This is a genomic window from Methylobacterium terrae (assembly GCF_003173755.1).
GTDB lineage: Bacteria > Pseudomonadota > Alphaproteobacteria > Rhizobiales > Beijerinckiaceae > Methylobacterium > Methylobacterium terrae.
Genome location: NZ_CP029553.1, coordinates 25001 through 48189, shown reverse-complemented (window position 1 = coordinate 48189; position 23189 = coordinate 25001). Strand labels below are relative to the sequence as shown.

At 72.1% G+C, this 23189-nt stretch carries 16 protein-coding genes (1 of these 16 cut by a window edge); 10 read left to right on the top strand and 6 right to left on the bottom strand.

Translation table 11 applies throughout. The features are described 5' to 3' along the window. Positions 1–14 precede the first annotated feature (14 nt). Positions 15–428, top strand: a complete 414-nt coding sequence (locus DK419_RS00210) for a DUF2147 domain-containing protein (RefSeq protein ID WP_109957316.1) — start codon at positions 15–17, stop codon at positions 426–428. Between the two features lie 149 nt (positions 429–577). Here DK419_RS00210 and DK419_RS00205 read toward each other — a convergent pair whose 3' ends face one another. The 3 genes from DK419_RS00205 to DK419_RS00195 all read right to left on the bottom strand — a co-directional run bounded on the left by DK419_RS00205 (position 578) and on the right by DK419_RS00195 (position 4253). Next, positions 578–979 (bottom strand): DUF4345 domain-containing protein, encoded by a 402-nt coding sequence (locus tag DK419_RS00205; RefSeq protein ID WP_109962028.1) that lies wholly within the window; start codon positions 977–979, stop codon positions 578–580. 341 nt (positions 980–1320) lie between these two features. Next, entirely contained in the window at positions 1321–3300 is a 1980-nt protein-coding gene (locus DK419_RS28410) for a hypothetical protein (protein ID WP_162561095.1), read from the bottom strand. A 494-nt stretch (positions 3301–3794) separates the two neighbouring features. Next, positions 3795–4253 (bottom strand): MaoC family dehydratase, encoded by a 459-nt coding sequence (locus tag DK419_RS00195; protein ID WP_109957314.1) that lies wholly within the window; start codon positions 4251–4253, stop codon positions 3795–3797. Positions 4254–4397: 144 nt separating this feature from the next. Between DK419_RS00195 and DK419_RS00190 the strand changes: the two genes are divergently transcribed. Next, positions 4398–5480 carry an inositol-3-phosphate synthase gene (locus DK419_RS00190; RefSeq protein ID WP_109957313.1) on the top strand — a complete coding sequence of 361 codons (1083 nt, stop codon included), beginning with the start codon at positions 4398–4400 and terminating at the stop codon, positions 5478–5480. Between the two features lie 122 nt (positions 5481–5602). Here the strand turns inward: DK419_RS00190 and DK419_RS00185 are convergent, their stop codons facing one another. Both DK419_RS00185 and DK419_RS00180 read right to left on the bottom strand, forming a co-directional pair. Further along, positions 5603–6235, bottom strand: a complete 633-nt coding sequence (locus tag DK419_RS00185; protein WP_109957312.1) for a L,D-transpeptidase — start codon at positions 6233–6235, stop codon at positions 5603–5605. Between the two features lie 110 nt (positions 6236–6345). Further along, on the bottom strand, positions 6346–8433 hold the full coding sequence (locus DK419_RS00180) for a prolyl oligopeptidase family serine peptidase (RefSeq protein WP_109957311.1): 2088 nt from the start codon (positions 8431–8433) through the stop codon (positions 6346–6348). Positions 8434–8634: 201 nt separating this feature from the next. Between DK419_RS00180 and DK419_RS00175 the strand changes: the two genes are divergently transcribed. Further along, on the top strand, positions 8635–9795 hold the full coding sequence (locus DK419_RS00175) for a ceramide glucosyltransferase (protein WP_109957310.1): 1161 nt from the start codon (positions 8635–8637) through the stop codon (positions 9793–9795). Between the two features lie 564 nt (positions 9796–10359). On the opposite strand, the gene DK419_RS00170 is transcribed toward DK419_RS00175, so the two are convergent. Next, positions 10360–10704 (bottom strand): PilZ domain-containing protein, encoded by a 345-nt coding sequence (locus tag DK419_RS00170; protein WP_162561094.1) that lies wholly within the window; start codon positions 10702–10704, stop codon positions 10360–10362. Between the two features lie 236 nt (positions 10705–10940). On the opposite strand from DK419_RS00170, the gene DK419_RS00165 reads away from it, so the two are divergent. The 7 genes from DK419_RS00165 to bcsN all read left to right on the top strand — a co-directional run. Continuing rightward, positions 10941–13703 (top strand): PAS domain-containing hybrid sensor histidine kinase/response regulator, encoded by a 2763-nt coding sequence (locus tag DK419_RS00165; protein WP_109957308.1) that lies wholly within the window; start codon positions 10941–10943, stop codon positions 13701–13703. A 547-nt stretch (positions 13704–14250) separates the two neighbouring features. Next, positions 14251–14937: a cellulose biosynthesis protein BcsS gene (bcsS, locus tag DK419_RS00160; protein WP_162561093.1), complete on the top strand. Its 687-nt coding sequence runs from the start codon at positions 14251–14253 to the stop codon at positions 14935–14937. After that, positions 14937–17600 carry a UDP-forming cellulose synthase catalytic subunit gene (bcsA, locus tag DK419_RS00155; RefSeq protein WP_109957306.1) on the top strand — a complete coding sequence of 888 codons (2664 nt, stop codon included), beginning with the start codon at positions 14937–14939 and terminating at the stop codon, positions 17598–17600. Before bcsS ends, bcsA begins: the two co-directional genes overlap by 1 nt. Before the next feature lie 12 nt (positions 17601–17612). Then, on the top strand, positions 17613–19946 hold the full coding sequence (locus tag DK419_RS00150) for a cellulose biosynthesis cyclic di-GMP-binding regulatory protein BcsB (RefSeq protein ID WP_109957305.1): 2334 nt from the start codon (positions 17613–17615) through the stop codon (positions 19944–19946). Positions 19947–19969: 23 nt separating this feature from the next. Then, entirely contained in the window at positions 19970–21025 is a 1056-nt protein-coding gene (locus DK419_RS00145; RefSeq protein WP_109962027.1) for a family 8 glycosyl hydrolase, read from the top strand. Beyond that, the gene (locus tag DK419_RS00140) at positions 21010–22806 is read left to right on the top strand and encodes a tetratricopeptide repeat protein (protein ID WP_109957304.1); all 1797 of its coding nucleotides are present in this window, start codon (positions 21010–21012) and stop codon (positions 22804–22806) included. The genes DK419_RS00145 and DK419_RS00140 overlap by 16 nt, the downstream gene beginning before the upstream one ends. Then, positions 22803–23189, top strand: the start of a protein-coding gene (bcsN, locus tag DK419_RS00135) for a cellulose biosynthesis protein BcsN (protein WP_162561092.1). Its footprint extends 525 nt past the window's final position; 387 of the gene's 912 nt are visible here — the first part of the coding sequence; its start codon is at positions 22803–22805; its stop codon lies off the right edge, out of view. Before DK419_RS00140 ends, bcsN begins: the two co-directional genes overlap by 4 nt.

Below are 23189 nucleotides of genomic sequence, written 5' to 3'. Positions count from 1 at the left end.
CGGAGCCTGCGCCGTTGCGTCCCGTCCTTCTCGCCGCCCTGTTCCTCGCCTGCGCGCCGGCCCTCGCCCACGCGCAGGCGGGTCCCCAGCCCACCGGTACCTGGCTCACCCCGGGGGGCGATTCGCAGATCCGCATCGCCCGCTGCGGCGCCGCCTATTGCGGCACCATCGCCAAGGTGATGGCCGGCGAGACCAAGGACGTGAACAACCCCGATGCCGGCTTGCGCGGCCGCAGCCTCGTCGGCGTGGCGCTGACCCGCGACATGCGCCCGTCCGGCGAGGGCTGGGAGGGCTCGCTCTACAATTTTCGCGACGGCAAGACCTATACCGGCAAGCTCGCCATGAAGGGGCCGAACGTGCTGGAACTGTCGGGCTGCGTGCTCGGCGGGCTGATCTGCAAGAAGCAGATGTGGACGCGGGTGGAGTAAGGGGCGCGCCGCGTCCGGAGAGGTCGCGACCACGATGACGGTCGCCGCCTGGATCGGCGTCGCGCCGCCCCTGTCCCGGCCTATTCCGTAGGCCACCCGCCCCCGCAGAAGGGTGGAGGGGTCGCGGGCGGCGCGGCTTACGGCTTGAGCTACAGCACCGCCGTCCCCGCCCGGCTCGCCACCCGGATCTGCCACAGGCAGAGCAGCGGCGTGACCACGAGCTCCATGCCGAGCGCCGCCAGCATGGTGAGCGAGGGCACCCCGGTCATCCACAGGCCGAGGAGCCGGGCGAGGCCGCCGAGCACCACCACCATGGTCAGGAAGCGGAACAGCGAGGTCTTGGTCTCGATCCCCGGGATCGTCGACCAGAACAGCAGGCCGATCCCGAGCAGCAGGCCCGACAGGTAGCGGAAATGGCTGTCGGTCGAGACGTCGAAGGCGCCGCCGCCGAGACCGGCCTGGCCGAACAGCACGCCGTAGAGCCCGCCCAGCACCGGCACGAGCCCCGCCACCGCCACCACGCGCTGAAGCGCCCGCCGTTCACCCTCGATGTCCATTCCGCCGAGTCCCGCATTCGCATCGCGCGCATGATCCCCACGACAATCTGCCGGGGGGCATCTGGTTCACACTCGGACGCGCATCGCCCCCTGAACCGCAGACGCCTGGCGGCAGGCTGCCGGTACGACGCAATCCATCCGGCTTGATAGATGCTTCGATCAGGCGCACTATCGAATCCCTGCATTCACCCCGGCTTCAGGGGACGCGGCTAAGATGGTGTGGGTCGAAGGAGACGAACAATGATCAGGATATACCTCTTCCTCATGGTATGCATTTTCGCGATGATGCCGATCATGGAGGCGATGGCCGGACCGAGCACATCGCAGCCGTAGCTTCAACATCTGATGCTCTTGTCCTTGATCAGGCCTTGTATGTACAGCAGGCGGCGGCGGTAGGATAGCAATCTCTCGATGTCGTCTGCTTGATTTCTTGCGTCTTTCCATTGCTCTGGCGCATGCCCGGCGAAAATCGATCTCGTTTTATCGAATATTTTAACTGCCTCATTTTGCTTTCGCTGGGCGCTGCAGATCAGATCTTTTGCGATCGTGTCCTTCTCTTCGAACTCGGCCATGGAAATGTCGGCCGAGGCGGAGGTGTCCAGCAGCGCGGCCTTGGCTTTTTCGATATCCTGTCGCGAGGCAGCGTTTTTCCGATTTTCGAGGCAATACATGTTGACCGCCGAAATAAACTTATTGTTCTCCTGCATTTCGTTCATAATATTCTCATTTTCGGTGAAAAATTTTTCCTGGCTCGAAAACCATACCATGTTATTCGCAGCTGAAACGTAAGATTGGAAGAATTTCTTGAACGCCTCGCTCGCATCCTGCAGGCAAGCACTGTTGTTGATGAGAGAAAATGGACTCTCCTCGATCTTCATGCCGGATGAGAATTGGCGCCACGATTTCGGTTCTTTACTTTTGGGGTCGCTGATTTGCTTGGATGTTAGTATATTCCGACCGATATCGATGATCTTCCGGTGCCGATCGATCAGAAGATAAGATCGAGCGTTGATCGTGCTGCTTCCATTCAGGATCGCAGCAACCATATAATGCGCGCGATACATCAGGAGCCAGCCGAAACTCTCCCGGTTACGCCTGATGATTGGCTCCTCCGATTTCATCCAGCCTTCGATGTCTTTGATGGCGGCATCGTCGTCGCCAGCGGCAGCGAGCAGATACGACGACAGTATGATCTGGTAAGGCAATCGAATCATCGTTTCATCATGGTAATAATTCAGATTTGGATCAACAGAAATGGCGGGCTCATCATCGTTGGCTAATTTTTCCTGACACTTGATGAAACGCATTTCGTATTCATCGATATATTTATTGCTTACATTTTTTGTGTATATATCTATGTCTTTTGCGGCCCGGCACGCCGATTTCCACAAAGCCCTGATAGCTAATTGAAAATCTCTATGACGCGCCGACGTGCTGGTCTTGTTTCGATAACGATTGGAGACACCGTAGACCAATTCTTGCCTGATTTTGTTGCGGTCGTCGGGCGGTATGAGCGTGTCGACGTTGTTGTAGGCACGATTATTATGAATGTATTTTATAATCTTGCCGAGCGGTACGATGTCGGTCTCACCGAATGTCTTCTCCCGCTGAAGGAGCTTGTCGTCTAAGCCCGCCTTGAAGCCGGCCTCGTTGGCGTAGTCTCGATCGCGGTCGATCGTCTCGCTCCAGGACTCCATGTATGAGATCAGGTTCTCGATACGATCGGCGCCGACGGTCGGTACGCCGACCGACGACGGAAAGGATTTTTCGGAGGTTGGATATGACGAGCCGCCGATCGCCGTCGTGACGGCCGAAAATTCGATTGAGCTGCCGGCAACGTTGAATTTCTGCAGACGTCTGATCCAGCTGTACTCACCGTCTGTCATTAAAAACAAAGTACATAGAAAGGATACGAGCAGAAAAGCGGCAGCCTTGATGTAGGATGCATTGTTGATATTGATTGTCGAAAAGATCCTTGCGAATCCGTATCCGAATGCGGCTCCGACGATCCAGGGGATCAGCACATCGACCAGCGCCTTGTCGATGCTCGACCCGTGGTAGATCAGACGCCCGGATGTGTAGAGGGCCGGCCAGATCAGAATGCCGAATAGAATCAGTAATAATGCGACCGCAACAATGGATTTGAAGCTCGAAAGCCATGACGATCCAGGCTGCTGACTATCCTGCGTGGCAGGTGTAGGCTTTGCACGAGCGACGACCCAAGACTGGACGGGTTTGACAACCGGAGAATTCTGAATAACGAATAGGTAGTAGAACGATATGGCCGCCAAGGCGCCGGTCAGGACAAAGATCATCTTGATTCCCGATCAGGTTGCGAGAACGTCATGACGTATGCACATTGCGGCACCATCATAAGGTCGGCAGCAATGCAGCCCCATTATGCCTCGGCGTGAAATTTGATCCGCCGATCGTGTCATCACATTTGTAGCTGTCGATAGAAGCGCCGGCAAGTCCTCAGCCCAAAGGAATGAGCGCTTCGATTTATCACGACCGACGCCGGACCTCCGATCAATCGTATCATATCATTATAAGATCTGACCACAAATTTTATTTCTGAATTTGCGATAATAGAAACGATTGCGTCGCCCGGAGTTCAAGGAAATGAAAGTCGATCGGAGGATCTTTGCTCGCCAAGACTGACGACGGTCCGAAGTCATGCCGGCTTCAGTGGACCGGCGCCGCCCGATCAACGGCGAAACCCGCCGAGGCAGGTGCCGACATGCGGCCGGCCGCCGGGGATGGGCTCGTGCCCATCTCGGCTCGAATCGCTCCGCGAGATGCGGAGACCTCACCAGTGGTGCAGCACCACCGCCTCGGCGAGGCAGGCCGGCTTCTCGGCGCCCTCGATCTCGACCGTTACCCCGTAGGTGACGCGCAGGCCGCGCGGCGGCACGTCGAGGGCGTTCGCCACCCGAACCCGCCCGCGCAGCCGGGAATTCACCACCACCGGCGCGGGGAAGCGCACCCGGTCGAGGCCGTAATTCAGGCTGAGGCGCAGGCCGTCGAGGCGGCGCACCCCGGCGATGAAGCGCGGCACCAGCGACAGGGTCAGGTAGCCGTGCGCCACCGTGGCGCCGTAGGGCGAGTCGCGCGCCGCCCGCTCCGGATCGACGTGGATCCACTGGTGGTCGTCCGTCGCCTCGGCAAAGCGGTCGATCATCGCCTGGTCGACGGTGACCCACTCGCCGACCCCGATCTCCTGCCCGATCGACGCCTTCAGGGCCTCCGGCCCGTCGAAGATTTCCATGCGGTCTCCTCCCGACGCGGTCCTCGCCGCCTCGCGGCACTATAGGACGCGAGGCGGCGTACGGCCACGCTCGATCGGGGATCGATACTCCGCCGGAGTGTTCTACTTAGTCCCGGAGGGTATCGGTCTGAAGGAGTGCCGTCAGTGGGCCAGAAGAGCGTGCGGGTCGCGATCGCGGGCGTCGGCAACTGCGCGTCCTCCTTCGTGCAGGGCCTGACCTATTACCGGGAAGCCGGCCCCGGCGAGGCGGTGCCGGGCCTGATGAGCCCCGATCTCGGCGGCTACCGTGTAGCGGACGTCACGGTGGCGGCGGCCTTCGACGTCGCGCGGGACAAGGTCGGCCGCGACCTCGCCGAGGCGATCCTGGCCGCGCCCAACAACACCGCCCGCTTCGCCGACGTGGCGCCGACGGGCGTCACCGTGGAGCGCGGCCCGACACTCGACGGGCTCGGCCGCTATCTGGAAGCGATCGTGCCGGAATCCTCCGTCCGGCCGGTCGACGTCGCCGCCAGCTTGCGGCGCGCACGCGCCGAGGTGCTGGTCTCCTACCTGCCGGTCGGGTCGCAAGCCGCCACCGAGTTCTACGCGGAAGCGGCGCTGGCGGCGGGCTGCGCCTTCGTCAACTGCATCCCGGTCTTCATCGCCTCGCATCCCGAATGGCGCCAGCGCTTCGCGGCCGCCGGGCTGCCGCTCATCGGCGACGACATCAAGAGCCAGGTCGGCGCCACCATCGTGCATCGGGCGCTCGCCCATCTCTTCCGCGAACGCGGCGTGAGGCTGGAGCGGACCTACCAGCTGAATTTCGGCGGCAACGCCGATTTCCGCAACATGCTGGAGCGCGAGCGACTCGAATCGAAGAAGATCTCGAAGACGCAATCGGTGCAGAGCCAGCTCGAGACCGCCCTGCCGCCCGACGCCATCCATGTCGGCCCGAGCGACTACGTGCCGTGGCTGAGCGACCGGAAATGGGCGCATATCCGCCTGGAAGGCACGGCCTTCGGGGGCGTGCCGCTGAACCTCGAGCTGAAGCTGGAGGTGTGGGATTCGCCGAATTCCGCCGGCATCGTCATCGACGCGGTGCGCTGCGCCGCACTGGCGCGGGAGCGCGGCATCGGGGGGGCGCTGGTCGGGCCGTCGAGCTGGCTGATGAAGTCGCCGCCGGAGCAGTTCACCGACGAGGAGGCGCACCGCAGGACGCTGGCCTTCGTGGCGGGGGAGGGGCGGTAGGACGCCCTCGGCTTCGCTCAGGCGTGTGAAGCCGTCGGCTTCACCGCGCGGGCTTGTGACATCGTGTCCGGAAGTCATCTTCCGGACACGATGTCACCTCGACCTGAGCGACGTCGCCGCTCTCAATACGACGGCCCGTACGAGTAGGACGTCCCGCCGTAGGGAGACGGGTACGTCGCCCCGACCGGCTGCCAGCCCTCATCGCCCCACGGATCGTACGAGCGGCCGCGCGCGGCGCGGACGACCGGTGCGAAGCCGTCCTGGTCGAGGCGCGCCCGCGCCTCACGGCGCGGCGAGGCCCGCCCGGCGAGGACGGTCTCGTCGCCGCCGATCACCACCCGGGTGTTGCCCATGCCCTCGGCCTTCACGAGGGCGTAGAGGGCCGCGGCCTTGCCCGGGGCGAGGCGCACGCAGCCGTGGGAGGCAGGACTGCCGAGGCGGCCGGTATGGGAGCTGCCGTGGATGGCGTGGCCACGTCCGGTGAAGAAGATCGCGTGCGGCATCGGCGCGTCGTCCCACTCGCGCGAGCGGTAATCGACCACCATGCGCGAGGGCGCGAACGCGCCGCGGGGCGTGCTGTAGCCGGCCATGCCGGTCGAGACCGGCCAGTCGTAGAGCGTCTGCCCGTCGCGCGTCACGGTCATTCGCTGGGTGGTCTTGTCGACCCGGATCAGGATCCCGGCCCGCGCCTCGGTCATCCCGGCACCGGCCCCCGCCACGCAGAGGGTGACGAGGAGAGCTGTTGCGGCGCGCATCGTGGAGACTTCCTCATCCGGACTGACGCGGGGGCGATATGCCACGCTTCGAGTGCCGGAAAGACGTGCGCGCCGCGTCAAGGTTCCCGGGTTTGACTGCGCAGATACCTCTACGTGCCAGCGACTTCCGGCTCCCAGCCGATCGCCCGGCGCAGGAAGGCGGCGCCGAGCGCCGCGAAGGCGGCGGTCTCGGCGCTGTTCTTGCCGTGGGAATGGCCGCCGGCCTCGGGCTCGTAGAAGCGGGCGTCGTAGCCGAGCGCCTGGAGCTTCGCCGCCATCTTGCGGGCGTGGCCCGGATGCACCCGGTCGTCGCGTCGCGTCGTGGCGATCAGGATCGGCGGGTAGGGCTTGCCGGCTTCCGCGACGTGGTAGGCCGAGATGGTCTGCAGGAAGGCCCAGTCCTCCGGGACGTCGGGATCGCCGTACTCGGCGATCCAGCTCGCGCCGGCGAGCAGCCTGGTGTAGCGCCGCATGTCGATCAGCGGCACGGTGCAGAACAGCGCCCCGAACCGCTCGGGGTAACGCGTCAGCATGTTGGCGACCAGGAGTCCGCCGTTCGAGCCGCCCTCGGCGGCGATGCGCTTGGGGTGCGTCACGCCGCGGCGCACGAGGTCGGCGGCCACCGCCGCGAAGTCGTCGTGGGTGAGCGCCTTGCCCTCGCGCCGCCCGGCCTCGTGCCAGCGGGTGCCGAACTCGCCGCCGCCGCGGATGTTGGCCACCACCCGGGTGCCGCCCTTGGCGAGCCAGAGCCGGCCGAGCACCGCCGAGTAACCGGCGAGGTTCGTCACCTGGAAGCCGCCATACCCTGACAGGTGCACCGGCGCCTCGCCGGTCTCTCCCGGCGGCCCGGCCTGGACGTAAGGGATGCGCTCGCCGTCGCTCGACACCGCCTCGTGCCGGGTCACCACCAGGCCGTCGGCCTCGAACAGGGACGGGGCCTGCTTCAGGAGCACCGGCGCGGCGAGGTCGGGATTCGACGCGAGCAGGGTCGAGGGGGTGACGGGGTCGTTCGCCGCCACCAGGAGGTCGCCGTTCGATTCCTCCTCCTCGCCGTCCATCGACCACACGCCGACCACGCCGAGCTCCGGCAGCCCCGCCACCCTGCTCTCGGTCCAGCCGCCCGCCGCGGGGGTGAAGACCGGAAAGACCGCCTTCAAGTCGTCGAGGACCGAGATCACCAGCCGACCGCCGGTCCAGAAGAAGCCCTGCAGCGCCCGGCGCGGACCGGGGGTGAACAGCACCTCCACGTCCCGCGCGCCGGCCAGGAACGCGTCGAGCCCGATGCCGAGCACGCTGTCGGCCGGATGGGTCGTCCCGCCCACCTCCCACGGCGTGCGGGTGCGGATGGCGAGGAAGCCGCGATGCCAATGGGCATCGGCATCGGTCGGGATGTCGAGGCGGGTCTTCGGGCCGGTGCGGTCGCCCAAGCCGATCGTGCCGTCGAAGAAGCCGGTCCGCTCGGCGAAGACCAGGCGCTCCGGTGTCGCCTCCCGGTCCGGATAGGCGTAGGCGACCATGCTGGTCGGACCGGCCGAGAAGATCACCGGGGCCTGGAGCGGGTCGGTGCCGCGCCGCCACAGCCGCACGGTGCGGGCGTAGCCCGCCGGCGTCGCGTGCTCCGGCCCGCCGAGGGGCGAGGCCAGGAGCAGCGTGTCGGGGTCGAGCCAGACCGGGATGCTCTTCGCTTCCGGCAGCGCGAAGCCGCCCTCGACGAAGCGGCGCTCGGAGAGGTCGAACTCGCGCACCACGGTCGCGTCGCCGCCGCCGCGGGAGAGCTGGACCAGCGCCCGCGCGTGGCTGCCCGGCAGGCTCGCGGCGCCGCTCCACACCCAGTCCTCGCCCTCGTCGCGGGCGAGCGCGTCGAGGTCGAGCAGCACGTCCCATGCCGGCTCGGGCTTGGGGTACTCGCTGTCCGTCGTTCGCCGCCACAGGCCGCGGGGATGCCCGGCATCCTGCCACAGGTTGTAGAACAGGCCGCCGCGCCGGGTGACGCCCGGGATCTTGTCCGGCCGGTCGAGGGCGGCCTTCAGGCCGTCGCGGTCGGCGGCGTAGCGCCCGTCGGCGAGGGCCGCGAGCGTGTCGGCGTTCTGCGCCTCGACCCAGGCGAGCGCCCGCTCGCCGTCGATCTCCTCGAGCCAGAGATGGGGATCGTCGTCGGGGGCCTGGAGGGTCGGGCGGGGATCGGGGGTGCGCGTCATGCCGGGCCCTTCGGGTTCGCGGGTCGGGTCAGATCTAGCCTGGCCGGGGGCGGGGTCCAGGGTGATGCCGCCGGGGAACGCCCCCGGGAGCATCGCGGGGAACGCCGCGCCCGGGAGCGCCCCACCGTCATACGGCTGCAACAGCCCGCCTGTTTGAGGGGAGGACAGGGCCCGGGTCGGCACCGGCCCGGGAGGACCCGCATGACCGGTACCGGCATCGCCGCCATCATCTGCCTCACCCTCACGCTGATCAACCTCGCGAGCCTCGCCATCGCGCTGCGCCGGCTCGGGCGGCCGGATCCCGAGCCGGCGATGCTCGCGGACGTCCCGGTCACGATCGTGCGGCCGGTCTGCGGCCTCGAGACCTACAGCGAGGAGACCCTGACCTCGAGCTTCCGCCTCGCCTATCCGGCCTACGAGCTGGTCTTCTGCGTCGCCCGCGCCACCGACCCGATCGTGCCGCTCGTCGAGCGGCTGATCGCCGGTCACCCCTCCGTGCCGGCCCGGCTGATCGTCGGCGAGGAGCGCGTGAGCGACAACCCGAAGCTCAATAACTGCATCCGCGGCTGGGAGGCGGCGCGCCACGACTGGATCGTCCTGGCCGATTCGAACGTGCTGATGCCGCCGGACTACGTCCAGCGCCTGCGCGCGGCCTGGCGGCCCGAGACCGGCCTCGTCTGCTCGACGCCGATCGGCACGCGGCCCGGCAGCTTCTGGGCCGAGGTCGAGTGCGCCTTCCTCAACACCCTCCAGGCCCGGTGGCAGTACGTCGGCGAGGCCCTGGGCCTCGGCTTCGCGCAAGGAAAGAGCATGCTCTGGCACCGGCCGCTGCTCGAGGCGAAGGGCGGCATCCGGGCGCTCGCCGCCGAGATCGCCGAGGACGCCGCCGCGACCAAGCTGGTGCGGGCGATGGGCCGGCAGGTCCACCTCGTCGCCTCGCCCTTCGCCCAGCCCCTCGGGCCCCGGCGGGCGGGCGAGGTGTGGTCGCGCCAGCTGCGCTGGGCGCGGCTGCGCCGCGTCACCTTCCCGCTGTTCTTCGCCCCCGAGATCGGCACCGGCGCGGTGATCCCGATGCTCGCGGCCTATCCGGCGGCCGGCGGCGGGCTCCCCGGCCTCGCGGCGATGCTCGGGACGGCGGCCGCCTGGTACGGCGCCGAATGGCGGCTCGCCGCCCGCAACGGCTGGCCGCGCTCCCCGCGCTTCCCGCTCGCCTGCCTCGCCCGCGACCTGCTGTTCGTGCCGATCTGGCTCGCCGCCTGGGTCGCCCGCGACATCGTCTGGCGCGGCAACGCGATGGATATCCGGACGAAGGACATCCGGACCAAGCCCGCCCGCCTCGGCGCCGACGCCTCGGCGGCGTGACCTCCATCGGCCGCTTGCATCGGCCGCTTGCATCGGCCGCTTGACGGCCGGCGCGGACGGGATCAGGCTCCCGTTCGCGCTCCACCGTTCGCGGGCAGCGCGGCACCGACGGAGGAAGGCATGACGCCACCCATGAGGCGGGCCGCGACGATCGCCCCGGCACCCGTTCGGGCCGAGGCGTAGCGGCAGATCCAGCGGATGACGGGGCGGAGGCGGCCCCCACGGGGCGGTGAAGCCACGCGCTCGCGTGCGCCTTCCGGTGACCGATGAGCCCCGACCTCGGCCGCCTCCGCTCTGGTATCCGGCGTACCCGCGACGCCGGTCTCCGATGTTCTTCCTCGGCGCGAAGCCCTCCGCGTCATCCTGCGGCTCGTCGGAGGCGACGACCCGGGAGCCGCCGACGGCTCCGGAGAATGCGGCACGCCCGCCATCTCATCCTGGATCGTCGGCGCTGATGGATACCGGGCTCCGCTGCGCAGCCCTGGGATGGCGCGGAGGCCATCGGGACGTCGCGCCGACAGGATGCTCGTCCGGGCTGCCGACCGGTGCGGTCGGGCAACCCGCTCACACCCCCGGCACCGTCCAGATCCGCGTCAGCCGCGCGAGACGCACCAGGGCGTGCTGGAAGCGTTCCGAGGCGTCCTCGAGCCGCACGTGGATCCCGAGCGCGCTCAGGCTGACCACGCGGGCCTCGACCTCGCCGATCGACGCCGCCTCGATCCGGATCGCCGCGCCGGGACCGAGCGGAATCGCCGCCACCGGCGCCAGCAGCAGCCCGCCGCGGCTCAGGTTCAGGATCTCGGTGCGGTAGCTCCGATCGCCGTGGCGCAGCCGGGCCGACAGGGTGACGGGGAAGCGCCGGTCGCGACGCCGCTCGCCGCCGTTCCGCGCCTCGGCGACGAGGCCCACCGACCCTGGGGAAACCGGACCGGTTCGTGGCGTGTGGGGCGTGGCGTTCATACGGTCCGTGGTCGCAGAGAGAGGTTAAGTCCCGTTTAATGAATTGACGGTTAACCATCATCTGACAACTTTTCGTTCTTCCCGAGATCGCCGCGACATGACGATGGGTTCCGACACGAAGCCGCATCCGGTGGTCCTCCGGGCACGGAGAAGGGCGGTGCGCGGCGCCGGGCCGGACCGCCGTCATGGCGCGTGAGGTCATGGCGCGTGAGGTCATGGCGCGTGAGGTCATGGCGCGTGAGCCGACGCGCGCCGGCTGGCGCGCCGCCCTCGCGCGGCTGTTCGGGGGCGGGAGCGCCGCGCGGCTTCTCGCCGCCTGCCCCGACCTCGTCGCCGAGATCGACCGCTCCGGCCGGCTCGTCGGCGCCTCGCCGGCGAGCCGGGCGCTGACCGGCCGCCCGCCCGACACCCTCGCGGGCCTCGTCCTCGCCGACCTCGTCCATCCCGAGGACCGCGCCGGCCTCGCGACGCTCCTCGCCGGGGGCGGCGCCCTGGTGCACCGCCTCGCCCATGCCGACGGGCGCTGGATCTGGGTCGAGACCCGGCTGTCGGCGCAAGGCCCGCCCTTCGTCGCGACGATCCGCGACGCCGCCGCGCGCCAGGACACCGAGGCCTCGCTGCGGGCGAGCCGGGCGCATTACCGCGCGCTCGCCGACACGCTGCCCCAGCTCGTCTGGATGGAGCGCACCGATACCGGCGAGACCGTCTACGCCAACCCGGCCTTCGAGCGCTATTTCGGCGCGATCGGTCCGGGCCGCGCAGGCCGGGAGGAGCGCTATCACCCCGACGACCGGCCGCGGATCGCCGCCGCCCTCGGGGAGGGCGGCAGCGGCGAGGCGCAGGGGCGCCTGCGCGACCGCGACGGCGCCTATCGCTGGCACCAGCTCTCCTTCCAGCCCCTGCGCAAGGACGACGCGCTCCTCGGCTGGCTCGGCTCGGCCCTCGACATCGACGAGATCCTGGCCGCCCGCAAGGCGCTGGAGGAGACCGGCGACCTCCTGCGGCTGGCCCAGGAGGCGGCCGGCGCCGGCCTGTTCGACCTCGACCTCGTCACCCGCGAGGTCACCCTGGCGCCAGAGAGCGCCCGTCTGCACGGCCTGCCCGGCGACCGGCCGGCGGTGATCGCGCTCGGCGCCTGGCTGCGGCGGCTGGCGCCGCAGGACCGCAAGCCGGCGCTCGCCGCCTTCCGCGGCGCGGTGGCCGGGGGAGGGACCGTCGACATCGCCTTCCGGGTCGTGCTCCCCGGCGGGATGCGCTGGATCCAGGCGATCGGCCGGCTCGGCCGCGATGCCGACGGCCGGGCCCTGCGGGTCACCGGCCTCAACCTCGACATCTCGGCCCGCAAGGACGCGGAGGCCGGCCTCGTCGCCGCCAAGGCCGCGGCGGAGGCGGCGAAGGCCGCCGCCGAGCGGGCGAACGCCGCCAAGACCGACTTCCTGTCGGCGATGAGCCACGAGATCCGCACGCCGCTCAACGCGGTGATCGGCTTCACGGGCCTGCTCGCCCAGGCCGAGGGGCTGGAGCCGGAGCTCCGGCGCTACGCGGCTCTCGCGCGCTCCTCGGCGGGCGGCCTCCTGACGCTCGTCAACGACATCCTCGACTTCTCGTCGGTGGAGGCCGGGGCGGTGACCTTGCGCCGCGACCCGTTCGCGATCGAGGCCCTGGCCGAGGCCTGCCTCGGCGTCGTCGGGGGTGCGGCCGCCGAGAAGAGCCTCGCGGTGACGAGCGCGATCGACGCGAGCCTGCCGCGCCGCCTCGTCGGCGACGAGGCGCGGCTGCGCCAGATCCTCATCAACCTCCTCAACAACGCGGTGAAGTTCACGCCCCGCGGCAGCGTCGCCCTCTCGCTGCGCCACGAGGGCAGCGGCCGGGCCGGCGAGCGCATCCGCCTCAGCGTCGCCGATACCGGCATCGGCATCCCGGCCGACAAGCAGAACCGGCTGTTCGAGCGCTTCTCCCAGGTCGACAGCTCGATCCGCCGCGACTACGGCGGGACCGGCCTCGGGCTGGCGATCAGCCGCCGCCTCGTCGAGGCGATGGGCGGCGAGATCGGGGTGATCTCGCAGGCCGGGTGCGGCTCGACCTTCTGGTTCACCCTGACCCTGCCCCGGGCCGAGGACCAGGCGGCGCCGGAACCCCGCCCCGCCGCCGTGCCGGGGCGCCGGGGCCGCATCCTCCTCGTCGAGGACATCGAGGTGAACCGCGAGCTCGCCTGCCTGACCCTGCGGGCCGCCGGCCACAGCGTCGACGTCGCCGTCGACGGCTTCCAGGCGGTGCGGGCGGTCGAGGCTGGCACCTACGACCTCGTGCTGATGGACGTCCAGATGCCGGGCCTCGACGGCACGATGGCGACCCGGCTGATCCGGTGCCTGCCGGGCGAGGCCGCGCGGGTGCCGGTGATCGCCATGACCGCCAACGTGCTGCCCGACCAGGTGCAGTCGTTCCGCGACGCCGGGATGGACGACCACCTCGGCAAGCCGTTCACCCCGGCCGAGCTCGCCGCGATGCTCGCGCGATGGCTCGACCGCGGCCCGGCCGCGCCGCCCGCCGCGGACGAGCCCGCGGCGCTCGACCACGCGCTCTACGACGGCGTGCGCGCCATCCTGCCGCCGGAGGCGGTGCGCCGGCTGCTCGGCCACCTCGCCGATCAGGTCGCCGGGGCGCTCGCCGGGGACGGAACCGACGCGGCTGACCGGGCGCGCCTGCGCTTCGAGGCGCACGGCCTCGTCTCGGCGGCCGGCATGCTCGGGTTCGCGGCGCTCTCGCGGGCTTGCGCCGAGATCGAGGCCTGCGACGAGGACGAGGTCGCCCGCGACGGGGCGGCCTTCGCGATGGCGCTCGCGCGCGCCCGCGCCCGCTGCGCCGCCGCCTCGTTCGAGATCCGGCGCCTGAGGGCCGAGTTGGACGCCGGAACCGCCGCGCCGGCGAACTTCGGCCGTACGGCCTAGGGCGCCACGGGCGGGGAGGGGCTTGCGGTTCGAAAGTATCGGCAGCACGTCGTCCAATGCTCGCGTCCGACGACACACGATTTCGCAAGTCGAGCGCTCCCCCCTTTCTCGTGTGGGAGAGGGGTCGGGGGTGAGGGTGGAGACGGTGCCGAACAAAGCGTCGGCCGTTCCGCTACCAGCACCACGCTCAGCGACCTAACCGGAGGCGTCGCACCCTCACCCCTACCCCTCTCCCACACGGGGGAGGGGATCCCGCGATGTCCCGGAGCTTGGTGAAGCCGGCGCGACGCGCCTGGCCCACCTCCCCCGCCGCGGCTGTGGATGCAAGGCTCCCGTAGGCTTGACGCGCCTCGGCGGGCTACCCCGCCGGCGGAAATTATCCTGAAGGTCGTAAGACTTCATCGCATGGGATGCAGGTCTTCCCGGCAAGGTCCGCTTAACGCTGCACGCCCGATCCTGTCCGTGTCGCAGGGTCTCGTGGCGTATCGACATGCACCGCAATCTCGCTCGCGCCGTGGTCCGGCGCGGCCCACTTCCGTGCGTCCTGGTGGCGGCCGCTCTCGGTGGCCGGCCGGCGTTCGCGGCCGACTGGTATACCGGCGCCGAGCCCGCAGGGGCGCAGGACGCCTGGATCGTCTCGGTCGACACCTCGGCGACCGTGAGCTCGCAGGGCTCGCAATTCGCCGGGGCCACCGCCACCGCGGCGCCGGCGGGCACCCTTCTGAAAAGCGGCCTGCGCCTGCGTGCCGACACGGCGATCGGCTCCTACCGGGCCGGGACCGGGCTCGGCCAGCAGGCGGAGGCGGCCGCGATGATCGGCTACGGCTGGGTCTGGCCGGAGGCGGTGCTGTCGGCCTTCGTCGGCCTCAACGTCCGCCGCAACGAGGTGCCGGGGCTGGAGGCGAGCGTGCGCAACGCCGGCGGCCTCAAGGCCGCGCTCGACGTCTACGCCCGGCCGACCGAGGGCACGATGGTGCACGCCACCGGCACCTATGCCAGCACCTTCAACGCCTATTACGGCCGGGTGCGGGGCGGCGTGGCGGTCATGGGCGGGTTCCTCGGCCCCGAGGTCGCGCTGCTCGGCGACGACTATTACCGGCAGTGGCGGATCGGCGCGCATTGGAGCGGATTCCAGCTCGGCGCGCTGCAATTCGGCCTCGCCGCCGGCTACCTGCACGACCAGGCCCGCAAGGGCGGCCTCTACACCACCGTCGACATGCGGGCGGGATTCTGATGGCCGCCGCTCTCCGCTGGACCGCCTGGGGCCTGTCGGCGCTCCTCACCGTCGGTCTCCTCGTCCAGCCGGTCGGCCCGGAGGCGCAGGCCTGGCTCTGCGGCGGGGCGTGTGCCGGCATGGTGGTGCTCTGGCTCGCCACCCCGCGCCGCGGCCTGCCCCGGCTCGCCTTCCTGGCGCTCGGGACGCTGGTGGTGATCCGCTACGTCTACTGGCGCGTCACCGGCACGCTGCCGTCCCCCGACGACCCGGTCGGCCTCGGCTTCGGGCTCGTGCTGCTCGCCGCCGAGCTCTACTGCGTGCTGATCCTGGCGGTCAGCCTCGTCGTCAACGCCGATCCGCTGGTGCGCGAGACCGCCGCCCTGCCGGCAGATCTGCCCGCCGTCGACGTGCTGATCCCGAGCTACAACGAGCCGGCCTCGATCCTCGCCGTCACCGTCGCGGCGGCGCTCAACCTCGACTACCCGGCCGACAAGCTGACCGTCTGGCTCCTCGACGACGGCGGCACCGACCAGAAGTGCGCCGACACGGACCCGGAGAAGGCAGCGGCCGCGCGGGCGCGGCGGGCCGAGCTGCGGGCGCTCTGCGGCGCGCTCGGCGCGCGCTACCTCACGCGGGAGCGCAACGCGCACGCCAAGGCCGGCAACCTCAACAACGGGCTCTCCGCCTCGCAGGGAGAGATCGTGCTGGTGCTCGACGCCGACCACGCGCCGTTCCGCTCGTTCCTCGCCGAGACCGTCGGGCTGTTCTCCCAGGATCCGAACCTGTTCCTGGTCCAGACGCCGCACGTCTTCCTCAACCCGGACCCGATCGAGCGCAACCTGCGCACCTTCGCCAGGATGCCGTCCGAGAACGAGATGTTCTACGGCGTGACCCAGACCGGGCTCGACAAGTGGAACGGCTCGTTCTTCTGCGGCTCGGCGGCGCTCCTGCGGCGGCGGGCCCTCGACGCCGTCGGCGGGTTCTCGGGCATCACCATCACGGAGGATTGCGAGACCGCCCTCGACCTGCACGGCCGGGGCTGGACCAGCGCCTACGTCGCCAAGCCCCTGATCGCGGGCCTGCAGCCCGAGAGCCTGGCCGACTTCGTCGTCCAGCGCTCGCGCTGGTGCCAGGGCATGATCCAGATCCTGATGCTCAAGAACCCGCTGCTGAAGCCGGGTCTGCGGCCGATCCAGCGGCTCGCCTACCTGTCGAGCATGACGTTCTGGTTCTTCCCGCTGCCGCGGCTGATCTTCATGCTGGCGCCGCTGCTGCACATCTTCTTCGACGTCAAGATCTTCGTCTCGTCGGTCGACGAGGCCCTGGCCTACACGGCGACCTACATCGTCGCCAACCTGATGATCCAGAACTACCTCTACGGCCACGTGCGCTGGCCGTTCGTCTCCGAGCTGTACGAGTACGTCCAGGGCGTGTTCCTGGTGCGCTCGATCGTCTCGGTGATCGCCTCGCCCCGGCGCCCGAGCTTCTCGGTCACCGCCAAGGGCGTGAGCCTCGAGCACGACCACCTCTCGGCCCTCGCCTGGCCGTTCTTCGCGATCTTCGCAAGCCTCGCCGCCGGCTGCGGCATGGCGGCGTGGCGCTACCTCTACGAGCCCGGCGTCACCAGCCTGATGCTCGTCGTCGGCCTGTGGTGCGCCTTCAACCTGGTGATCGCCGGCGTAGGCCTCGGCGTCGTGGCGGAGCGCCGCCAGGAGGAGCGCAGTCCGAGCCTGCCGGTCGGCCGTCCGGCCGAGGCCGCGATCGGCGCCGAGCGGCTGGCCGTGATCGTCGAGCGCATGAGCCCCGAGGCCGCGACGCTGCGCCGGGCCGACGGCGCGCCGTTCCCGGCGATGCCGGAGGGCGGCCGCCTCCACGCCGAGGGCGGACCGCCCCTGCGCTTCACCCTCCGGGCGATCACCGGGCCGGACCGGTGCCGCGTCGCCCTCGCGCCGCTGGCGACCGCCGATTACCGCACGCTCGCCGGCCTGATCTACGGCGATGCCGGGGCCCTGCGCGGCTTCCTCGACGGGCGCCGGCGCCACCGCGACCTCGTCACCGGCACCCTGCGCTTCCTCGCCTGGGGCGTCGCCGAGCCGGTGCGGGCTCTGTCCTACCTCGGCAAGGCCGCGCCGCCGGCCGTTCGGGCTCCCGCCGCGCGGGAAAGGCCGATCGCCACGGTCCCCGCCGCCACGGTCCACGCCGCCTTGGCACCCGCCGCGACGGAGGCGGCCGAGCCGGCGCCGCAGCTGATCCTCGCCGCCGAGATCGCCCGGGAGCGTCCGGTCGACGCGCCCGTCGCCACCGCACCGGCGGCCCCGGTCGTGCCGGCGCCCGTTCCGATCGTCGCCCCGGCGACCGTGCGGGGGGAGGGAGCGTCCGCCCCCGTCCCGGTTCCGGCCCTCGCTGAAGCGATTTCTGCCCCCGAGGCGCCGGCGGCCGAGGCGGAGTGGCGCGCCGCCATCTCCGACCTCCTCGCCGCCGCGTCCTCCCCCGAGGCGGCCACGCTCGACGCGACGGCCTGGGCCGAGAGCATCCGGGCGCTCGCCGGGGCCGGGTCGGCGCCGGTCGTCGTCGCGCCGCCCCACCGCGTGCCGCCCGTCCAGGCCGCTCCTGCCGGCGATGCCCGCGACCTCATCGCCGCGTTGCGCGACGCGCTCGCGGCCTCGCGCAACGCCGCCTGAGGAGCCCGAACCATGCGCATCCTCCCCCCGGCGCTCGGCGCCCTCCTGTGCGGCGCGCCCGCCTTCCTGTGCGGCGCGCCAGCCCTGGCCCAGACCTTCTCCGGATTCGGGCCGACCCCCACGATGCTGCTGCCGGGCGCTCCCCCCGGCCCGGTGCCGGCCCCGGCCACCGCCCCGCCGCCCGCCGCGGCGGGCCCGGTCCTGCGGCGCCTCCCCGCCGTCGCGCGCCCGCTGCGGCTCTGGGGCGAGGGCGGCAGCGTGACCTGGCCGCTCTTCGTCACCGCCGCCGAGGCGCGGGCGGGCGGGCGGTTCCAGGTCGGCACCCTCTCGGCGATCTCGGTCCTGCCCGAGGCGTCGAGCCTGCGGATCGGCCTCAACGGCGCCGAGATCGGCCGCACCGCGATCGATGGCGCCCGCGGCCTCACGCTCGACACCGTGACGATCCCGCCGGGCGCCCTGCGCCCGGGCTTCAACGCCCTTTCGATCGCGGTCGAGCAGCGCCACCGCGTCGATTGCACGGTGGCGGCGACCTACGAGCTGTGGACCCAGATCGACACCGAGACCACCGGCCTCGTCTCCGCCGGCGGGGGAGTGGCCGAGCTCGGCGACCTCGCCGCCCTCCGTCCGGGGCCCGACGGCGCCGTGCCGATCCGCCTGATCCAGACCGGCGAGCGCCTGTCCGAGCGCCGCGTCGAGGGCCTGCTCGCCGCCGCCCAGGCGCTCGCGCTCGCCGGCCGCTTCGCGAATCCGGCCGTCGCCTTCGTGCCGGCGCAAGCACCGGTGCCGGCGCAAGCACCGGTGCTTACGCAAGCACCGGTGCCGGCACCCGAGGCCGGGGACGGCGTGGCGCTCGCGGTGGCCCCGGCGGCCGAGCTCGCCCGCAGCCTCGACATCGCGGCCCTCGGCCCGGTCACCGGCCCGCGCCTCGCCCTCATCCCGGGCACGCCGGAGCGCCGCCCGGTCGTCGTCGTCACCGGGGCGAGCGAGGCCGACGTGACGGCGGCGCTGGCGCAGCTGGCCGACCTCGCCGCCGCGAAGCTCAAGGGCACCCCGGAGGGGCTGGCCGCCCTGAGCGCGGCCGGCGGGCGGCGGATCGAGGGCGGCGAGAGCCTGACCCTCGCGGATCTCGGCCTCACCGACGCGGCCGTCACCGGCCGGACCCACCGCCTCACCCTCGATCTCGCCCTGCCGCACGACCTCCTGGCGGCGGATTACGACAAGCTCGCCCTCGACCTCGACGCGACCTACCCGGCCCGCCTCGCGCCGGGCGCGCAGATCGGCCTGGCGATCAACGGCGAGGCGGCCGGCAGCGTCCCCCTCGGGCGGGCCGGCGGCGAGACCCTGCGCCGGCGCACGGTCTTCCTGCCGCTGCGCCTGCTGCGCCCCGGTCTCAACCGGATCGACCTCGTCGCCGAGCTGCCCCGGGACCGGGACCAGGCCTGCGCGGCGCCGGCCGGCGAGCGCCTGCTGCTGCGCGCCAGCACCCGCCTGACCGTTCCCCGCCTGGCCCGGATCGCCCGCCAGCCCGACCTCGCCGCCACCGCGGCCGCGGGGTTCCCCTACCGGCCGGAGGCGCGCGGCCGCGCCCCGACCCTCGCGGTGCCGGCCCCGGACCGCGACACGATGGCGGCCGCCGCCACGCTCGCGACCCGCCTCGGCCTCGCCGCCGGGCGTCCGATCCCCTTCGCCTTCGCGGCCGGGCGCGCGGGCATCCTCGGCCCGACCCTGGTGGTGGCCGCGGCCCGCAGCCTCGACGCGCCGCTCGTGACCGCGGCCGGCCTCGACCCGCAGGCCCTGCGCGACGCCTGGGCGCTGCGCGACTCCCCGGCCCGGCGCCGATCCTCGGCCCCGGGTGACGAAATCTCGGCACCCGACGCGGGAGCGGCCGCCCGCCGCCGGCTCCTGCGCCTCGGCGCGCCCCCGGGCTGCCGCGGGCCGGCGGCATCGGATCCCGGCGCGCCGAATGCCGGTGTCGCACAGGCCGCCCTCGCCCTCGCCCAGGCCGTGACCGGGCCGGCGCCGGACGACGTGCTGACCCTCGTCACCGCCCCGACCCCGGCGGGCCTGAGCGAGGCGGTCGGCTGCCTCGTCCAGCCCCAGGTCTGGAGCCGCCTCCGCGGCGGCCACGCCCTCATGGCGCCCGACGGCGCGGTGACGGCGAGCCCGCCGGAGAACGCCCGCTACGTCGCGACGGCCCCGGCCTCGTTCGGCAACCTGCGCCGCGTCGCCGCCGGCTGGCTCTCCCTCAACGGCGGGGTCTACGCCCTGCTGGCGCTCGCCTGCGCCGGGCTGCTCGCCGCCTCGACCCACCGGCTGGTGCGCAACCTCGGCAGGAGGACGTCGTGAGAGTGCGCGTTCCGAGGCCGAAGGTGACGCGAATCCTCGCCGTCCTTCTCGCCCTGCTCGGCCCGTGCGTCACCGCCGCCGCCCAGACGGCGCCGCTCGCCGACAGCGAGGGCTGGCGCGCCTACAAGGCCCGCTTCGTCACCGAGTCCGGCCGGGTGGTCGATACCGGCAACAACGGCATCAGCCACAGCGAGGGCCAGGGCTACGGCATGCTCCTCGCCGCGATGGCCGGCGACCGGACCACCTTCGAGCGGATCTGGACCTGGACCCGCGCCAACCTGATGGTGCGCGACGACCAGCTCGTCGCCTGGCGCTGGGAGCCCGACCGGCGTCCGGCGGTCGCCGACATGAACGACGCCGCCGACGGCGACCTCCTGGTCGCCTGGGCGCTGGCCGAGGCGGTGGCGGCGTGGGGCGACCCCTCGCACCGGGTCGCCGGCCGGCGCATCGCGGTCGAGCTCGGGCGCAAGCTGATCCTGCCGCGGGCCGCCCACGGGCCGCTGCTGCTGCCGGCGGTGGCGGGCTTCTCCGCCGAGGACCGGCCCGACGGCCCGGTGGTCAACCTCTCGTACTGGATCTTCCCGGCCTTCGACCGGATGCCGCTCCTCGCCCCCGAATTCGACTGGGCCGGGCTCGACCGCAGCGGCCGCCGGCTGATCCGCGCCGCCCGCTTCGGCCCGGCGCGCCTGCCGAGCGAGTGGATTTCCCTCGCCGGGGCGCCGCGCCCGGCCGACGGCTTTCCGGCCGAGTTCGCCTACAACGCCCTCCGGATTCCGCTCTACCTCGCCATGGCGGGGACGACCGAGGCCGACCTCTACGCGCCCTTCCTGGACCTCTGGCCGCGGCCGGAAGCCGGGCTCGCCCTCGTCGAGGTGGCGAGCGGCCGGGTCACCGCCCGGCTCGCCGAATCCGGCTACGGCGCGATTCCCGCCCTCGCCGCCTGCGCCGCGAAGGCCGTGCCGTTCCCGCCCGGCCTCACCCGGGTGCGGGCCGAGAGCGAGCACTACTACCCGGCGACCCTGCAGCTCCTGGCGCTGGCCACCCTGAAGACGAGGTATCCCGCATGCGCGCCGCGCTGATCCTCGCCCTCGGCCCCGCGCTCCTCGCCGGTGCGCCGCCGGCTCTCGCGGCCGAGCGGCCCGACGAGACGGCCCTGCGCTACTACGCCTCGCAGGCCCGGACCGAGCGGGTGGCCGCGGAGGCCGAGCGCCTCGCCCGCCGCTTCCCGGGCTGGACGCCGCCCGCCGACCTCTGGTCCGCCGAGCCGGGCGCGGAGGACGAGGACGGGTTCTGGAACCTCCTGAATGCCGACCGCCTCGACGCCCTGCGCGGGGCCATGGCCGAGCGCGCCCGGACCGAGCCCGGCTGGACACCCTCGGGGGCGCTCGCCGGCGCCCTCGCCCGCCGGATCCTGCGCGACGAGGTGCGGGCCTCGGGCAAGGCCGGGCGCTGGAGCGACCTCGCGACCCTCTTCGACCGGCGCCGGCCGGAGATCGAGGCCGGCGACGCGGAGGTGGCCTGGACGGTCGCCGAGGCGCTCGCCCGCACCGACCGGGCGCCGGAGGCCGTGGCCCTGTTCGGCGCCGGCCTCGCGTCCCCCCGCGCCAGCGCGGGCGAGCGCCGGGCCGGCCTCCTGCGGGCGCTCCCTCTGCTGCCGATGGCCGAGATCGACCGTCTCGCCGCCGGCATCCCGGCCGACGACCTCGCGCCGGTCCGCATCGACCTGATCCGCGCCCGCATCGCCGCCGTGCTGCACGACGAGGCCGGGCAGGCGGTGCGGCCGGACGACCTCGCCGCCTTCCAGGCCTACGCGGCGGCCGCCCCCGACGCCGATCAGGCCGGCCTCGTGGCCTGGTACGCCTTCAAGCGCAGCGACCTGCCGGAGGCGCTCGCCTGGTTCAAGCGCGCCATCGCCCGCGGCGGCGACGCGATGGTGGCGCACGGCCTCGCCCACACCCTGCTGCGCCTCGGCCTGCGCCGGGAGGCCGAGGACGTGGCCTATGCCTGGCGCGAGCCGCTGGTGAACAACGCGCTCCTGTTCATCGACATCCTGGAGCGCGACCTGACCCGGGCCGTGCCTCCGGCGATCGAGCCCGAGCGCCTGCGCCGCTACGCCGAGGTCACCGCCGCCACCGCCTCGGGCGAGGGCGCGCAGGCGCTCGCCTGGTACGCCACCAACACCTGCCAGTTCGATGCGGCCCTGGCCTGGTTCCGCCGCGCCGTGGCCTGGTTCCCCAAGGAGGCCACGGTCTACGGCTACGCCCTGGCACTGCAGCGGGCCGGGCAGCAGCGCGCCTTCGTCGAGGTGGTCAACCGCTACGACGGGCTTTTTCCGCGGGTGGTCGGCCTGCTGTTCGCGGCCCGCTCCGAGCGGAACTCGCCCTGCGATCCGGGCCCGGCCCGCCCCGCCGAGCCGGCCGCCCGCGGCGCCTATCTCGACCTCGCCCCCAGGGCGGAGCCGCGCGGGCGCGTGCCCCAGCCCGACGCCCTCGAGGCGGCGTCCGCCCCGCTCGTGCGCCGGAGCGACTTTCCGCTGGCGGTGGCGATGGAGAACGACCTGCGCGCCGCCCCCGCCGGCAGCCCGGTCGCCCTCGCCCCGCCGCGGGCTGCGGCGCGCGGTCCGACCACCGCGCGGCGGGTCCCTGGGGTCGGGCCGATGCCCTACGAGCGCTTCGGCTTCGCGCTCCTGCCGGCCTGGACCGGCGAGACCGGCCCGAGCGCGCCGAGCGCCGCCGAGCGTCCCGCCCCCCTCGGCACCCTGTGGTCGGCGAGGCAGGCGGTGCCCGCCGACCCGCCGGCCCGGCCGGACACCGCCACCACCGGCGCCCTCGCCGCCGCGACCCGAAGGACCCTGCCGTGATCCGCCCGCTCGTCCTCGCCGCCGCGGCCCTCGCGCTCGCCGCCTGCACCGCGCAGGAGCGTCCCGCGGGACCGCTCTTCGCCAGCCTCGACGCGTCGCTGCCGCCCGCCCCGGTCCGCCGGGCCCGGGCGACGCCGGTCGTCGTCCTGCCGGCCTGGATCGGACGGCCCGTCGCCCTGCGCGAGCGCGACGGCCCCGGCGGCTTCGAGCAGGCGCTCACCCTGGCGGCGCCCGGGCGGAGCGGCGGCCGCGACGACCTGGTGCTGGTCTCGAGCCCGCGCGCGGGCGCCCTCGATGCCGCCCTCGGCGGGAAGCCGACCGAGGCCGGCATCCGCGCCGAGATCGCCGCCGCCTTCCCGGGCGTGGCGATGCAGGTCGTCACC

Bases quoted from the DNA above. Each gene is read 5' to 3' on its own strand.
- DK419_RS28410 (WP_162561095.1), bottom strand. From the start codon at position 3,300: ATGATCTTTGTCCTGACCGGCGCCTTGGCGGCCATATCGTTCTACTAC.
- DK419_RS00195 (WP_109957314.1), bottom strand. From the start codon at position 4,253: ATGGAAATCTTCGACGGGCCGGAGGCCCTGAAGGCGTCGATCGGGCAG.
- DK419_RS00185 (WP_109957312.1), bottom strand. From the start codon at position 6,235: ATGCGCGCCGCAACAGCTCTCCTCGTCACCCTCTGCGTGGCGGGGGCC.
- DK419_RS00180 (WP_109957311.1), bottom strand. From the start codon at position 8,433: ATGACGCGCACCCCCGATCCCCGCCCGACCCTCCAGGCCCCCGACGAC.
- DK419_RS00175 (WP_109957310.1), top strand. From the start codon at position 8,635: ATGACCGGTACCGGCATCGCCGCCATCATCTGCCTCACCCTCACGCTG.
- DK419_RS00165 (WP_109957308.1), top strand. From the start codon at position 10,941: ATGGCGCGTGAGGTCATGGCGCGTGAGGTCATGGCGCGTGAGGTCATG.
- bcsA (WP_109957306.1), top strand. From the start codon at position 14,937: ATGGCCGCCGCTCTCCGCTGGACCGCCTGGGGCCTGTCGGCGCTCCTC.
- DK419_RS00150 (WP_109957305.1), top strand. From the start codon at position 17,613: ATGCGCATCCTCCCCCCGGCGCTCGGCGCCCTCCTGTGCGGCGCGCCC.
- DK419_RS00140 (WP_109957304.1), top strand. From the start codon at position 21,010: ATGCGCGCCGCGCTGATCCTCGCCCTCGGCCCCGCGCTCCTCGCCGGT.